The sequence below is a fragment of the Dokdonella sp. genome (genome assembly GCF_036518555.1).
Lineage (GTDB): Bacteria > Pseudomonadota > Gammaproteobacteria > Xanthomonadales > Rhodanobacteraceae > Dokdonella_A.
The window spans coordinates 1-3888 of sequence record NZ_DATDMY010000275.1; the positions used below are offsets into that span (position 1 = coordinate 1).

The window sequence follows — 3888 nt, forward strand, 5'->3', positions numbered from 1 at the left end:
GTGCAGCTCGACACGAGCACCGGGGCGCAGGACTACATCGGCCTCGACCTGTTCGCGCCGGACGCCGCGAACGCGCACGTGATCCTGCCGGACATCGACCTCGCGGGCATGAACATCGCGGGCGGCGACTTCGTCGACGACGATTTCAGTCGCGAATGGATGGTCGACTACTACTACAACGAGCTCTACACGCTCGACACCACCGACGGCACGAAGACACTGGTCGGCTGGCCGGTGCCGCAGATGGTGCAGCCGAACGAACAGTGGTGGGGTGTTGCGTGGGATCCCGCGAGCGGCGCGCTGTATGCGGTGACGAACGCGACCAACGGCTGGTCGGGCCTCTACACGATCGACCGTCAGAGCGCCGTCGCGACCTTCGTCGGCCGCGTCGACGTCGGCACGTCGACGACGATCGCCGACATCGCGATCGACCAGTCGGGCGCGATGTACGGCCTGGACACGCTCAACGACACGTTGCTCGCGATCGACAAGGCGACCGGTGCCGCGAGCGTGGTCGGCCCGCTCGGCGTCGATGCGAAGTTCGCGCAAAGCATCAAGTTCGATCGCGCGACGGGCGTCCTCTATTGGACCTCGTACGACGCTAACGGCGCCGCTGCCGTCGCGACGATCGATCCGGTGACCGGCACGCCGACGCCGATCGCGCCTTCGGGCGACCATCGCCAGCTGTTCGCGCTCGCGATCGCGAAAGCCGGCGGCGACTGCACCCAGCCGCTCGACGCGCCGTGGCTGTCGCTGTCCACCGCGAGCGGATCGCTCGAGCCGGGTGCGCCGTTCGGCGTCTACGACGTCACGTTCGACGCGACCGCGCTCGCGCCGGGCGATTACGCCGCGTCGATCTGCGTGTTCAGCAACGACCCGATGCATCGCACGCACCCGGCGATCGTGCCGGTGCACTTCGACGTCGCGCCCGCGGCCGGCGACGCGCTGTTCGGCGACGGTTTCGACGGTTGACGGTTTTCCGCTGCGCGGCGCCGCCCTCTCGGCGTCGCGTAGGTGCCAGGCCTGGCTGCGCAGACTCCCTCCGCCAGCCGCCGAAGCACTGCGCCCGCCTCGCGGGCGCGCGCCTTTTCAGGCGATGACGTCGCGGAACAGGCGCGCGAAGTTCGCGCCGAGGACCTTCTCGATGCGCGCGTCGGAGTGCCCGCGCTGCGACAGCAGCAGCGCGAGGCGCTCAAAGCGCGTCGGCGTGTTGAGATCGGGGGCGAACGTGAACGAATCGGCGCGCTCGCCCGGCGCGGCGATGCCGCGTCGGGCGCGCTCGGCGATCTCGTCGGCGAACTGCTTCTTGTAGGCCGCGGTGATCTCGACGCCCGAGGTCGTGCCGTCGGTTCCGATGCCGACGTGGTCCTCGCCGCAGACGTCGAGCGCGTGCTCGAGGTGGCGGATCACGTCGTCGGCCTGCACCTGGCCCTGCGTGCGCAAATAGGGCATCACGTAGATGCCGACCACGCCGCCGCGCTCGGCGAGCAGGCGCAGTTCCTCGTCGCGCTTGTTGCGTGGCGATCCGGCGACCGCGGCGCAGCCCGAATGGGTGATCGCGACCGGCCGCCGCGAAGCGAGGATGCCTTCGCGCGTGGTGCGCTGGCCGCAGTGGCTGAGATCGACCAGTGCACTGCGCTCGTTGATGCGCGCGACGAGTTCGAGTCCGAACCGGCTGAGCCCGGCGTTGCCGGGTTCCAGGCAGCCGTCGCCGACGAGGTTGCGACGGTTGTAGGTGAGCTGGACGATGCGCACGCCGAGGTCGTGGAACACGTCGAAGCGCTCGAGGTTCTCGCCGTACATCGTCGTGTCCTGGAAGCCGAACACGATGCCGAGGCGGCCGCTGCGCTTGGCCTCGTCGAGCTGCGCGCCGCGCACGACCTTGAGCAACGCATCCGGGTGCGCGGCGACCTGTGCGTCCCAGAACGCGATGCTGCGCAGCGTCTGCTCGAAGTCGTCGTCGTAACTGCCGACCGAGCCGACCGTGAAGTTGATCGCGGTGACGCCGCCGGCCCGGATGTCGGCGAGTTCGGCGGCGTCGAGCGGATGCGGTTCGCGCTCGGGCCGGCCCGGCGACGCGCAGGCATCGACGACGAGCGCATCGCGGTAGCGCGGCCAGGTCGTCGCCGTGGGGCCGGCGAACGCGTGTGGCCACGCCGCCGATGCGGCGCCGGCGGCGCAGGTCGCGAGAAAGGCGCGGCGGCCGGTCGGGAAGGGCATGGTCCTACCTCGCGTTGATCGGCCGAGCGCCGCAAGCGTGCGATGCGGCGGCGCCTTCAGAAATCTTCATTCGGACTTCAGGCACTTCAGAGCGGGGCGTGGCCGACTGCACCGACACCCCGGTCGTGGAGAAGTATATGCACATCCGTTCGTTCGCCCGCGTGCTGTTCGCGTTCGTGTGGGCCGGCGGCATCGGCGCCGCCGATGCCGCCTACCACTCGCCCGTGCCTACCGAAGACGGCTGGCCCGTGGCCGATGCGGCCGCGCTCGGCTGGGATGCCGACGCGCTCGCGGGGGTCGAAGCGAAGATCGCGGACGCGACCTACAAGGGCATCACGAGCATCGTCGTCGCCGACCATGGCCGCCTCGTCTACGAGGCGTATTTCAACGGCGGCGCCCGCGACGCGCCCAACGACATGCGCTCGGCGTCGAAGACGCTGACCGCGCTGCTCGCGGGTGCCGCGATCGAGCGTGGCCTGATCGCCAACGTGCGCGCGAAGGTGTACCCCTACTTCGCCGACCGCAAGCCGTTCCTCCATCCGGACCCACGCAAGGATGCGTTCACGCTCGAGGACCTCCTGACGATGAGCTCGCTGTGGGAATGCGACGACGACAACGCGTTCTCGAGCGGCAACGAGGAGCGCATGTACGTGAGCGAGGACTGGCTGCGCTTCGCGCTCGACCTGCCGATCAAGGGTTTCGCGCCGTGGATGAAGAAGCCCGCGGACAGTCCCTACGGACGCGCGTTCGCGTACTGCACCGCCGGAGCCTATGTCGCGGGCGCGCTGGTCGAGCGCGCGGCCGGCCGCCACCTCGATGCGTTCTCCGCCGAGGTGCTCGAGCGCCCGCTCGGCATCGCGCACGCGCAGTGGACCTTCGCCCCGGAGGGCATCGCGATGGGCGGCGGCGGCGTGCGCCTGCGCAGCCGCGACGCGGCGAAAATCGGTCAGCTGCTCGCCGCCGAGGGCGCGTGGCAGGGCCGGCAGGTGATCGCGAAGGCGTGGATAGCGGCGATGCTCACCCCGCACGCGCAGGCGCGCGACGACGCCGAGTACGGCTATCTCGTCTGGCGCTTCCATTTCGCGCACGACGGCAAGGACGAGCCGGTCTGGGCGATGTCCGGCAACGGCGGCAACTACGTGTTCGCGATGCCCGCGCGGCAGCTCGTCGCGGTGATCACGAGCAGCGCGTACAACCAGCGCTACGCGCACCCGCAGTCGCAGGAGATCTTCCGCGAGTTCGTGCTCAAGGCGATGCCGCGGCCGCGCCGCGAGGGCGGCACGTAGGAGCACCCCGGGCGTCCTGGCCGCCGCGTGTACGGGCCAGACGAGCCGCGCGGCAGGGTCTGGACGTTCCTAGGGCTTGCCGTCGCCGCCGGCCCGATCGACCAGGCCTTCGGCGAGGACGACCTCGCGCTCGTGCGCGACCGCGCGGGCGATCGCGTCGAGGCTCGCGGCGAAGCGCGGTTCGTTCGCGAGCGGACGGAACAGCGCCGACGTCTGCAGGTAGGCGCGGTCGCGATAGCCCGCGTCGACCGCGCGCTGCAGCGCATCGAGCGCGGCCGGGCGCGCGCCGCGCGCGAGCTCGAGCACGGCGACATCGAGCCAGGCATCGGGCCAGTCGCCGCCGCCCTCGAGCGAAGCACGCAGTGCAGCGATGCGAGCCTCG

The 3888-nt window shown here is 70.7% G+C and carries 3 protein-coding genes and 1 pseudogene; 2 read left to right on the forward strand and 2 right to left on the reverse strand.

The features are described from left to right. Window positions 1–972: hypothetical protein (locus VI238_RS15065; protein ID WP_331652808.1), on the forward strand; the 972-nt coding region annotated here is incomplete at its 5' end. A gap of 117 nt (window positions 973–1089) precedes the next feature. Here VI238_RS15065 and VI238_RS15070 read toward each other — a convergent pair. After that, window positions 1090–2220 (reverse strand): dipeptidase, encoded by a 1131-nt coding sequence (locus VI238_RS15070; RefSeq protein ID WP_331652810.1) that lies wholly within the window; start codon window positions 2218–2220, stop codon window positions 1090–1092. Window positions 2221–2357: 137 nt separating this feature from the next. Here VI238_RS15070 and VI238_RS15075 point away from each other — a divergent pair, with 137 nt between their 5' ends. Continuing rightward, entirely contained in the window at window positions 2358–3506 is a 1149-nt protein-coding gene (locus VI238_RS15075) for a serine hydrolase (protein ID WP_331652812.1), read from the forward strand. Window positions 3507–3575: 69 nt separating this feature from the next. Here VI238_RS15075 and VI238_RS15080 read toward each other — a convergent pair. Then, window positions 3576–3888 (reverse strand): annotated as a pseudogene (locus VI238_RS15080) (transcriptional regulator); the annotation flags it as partial.

What these genes read in the sequence shown, in the direction of transcription:
- VI238_RS15070 (WP_331652810.1), bottom strand. Translation starts at nt 2,220, where the DNA reads ATGCCCTTCCCGACCGGCCGCCGCGCCTTTCTCGCGACCTGCGCCGCC.
- VI238_RS15075 (WP_331652812.1), top strand. Translation starts at nt 2,358, where the DNA reads ATGCACATCCGTTCGTTCGCCCGCGTGCTGTTCGCGTTCGTGTGGGCC.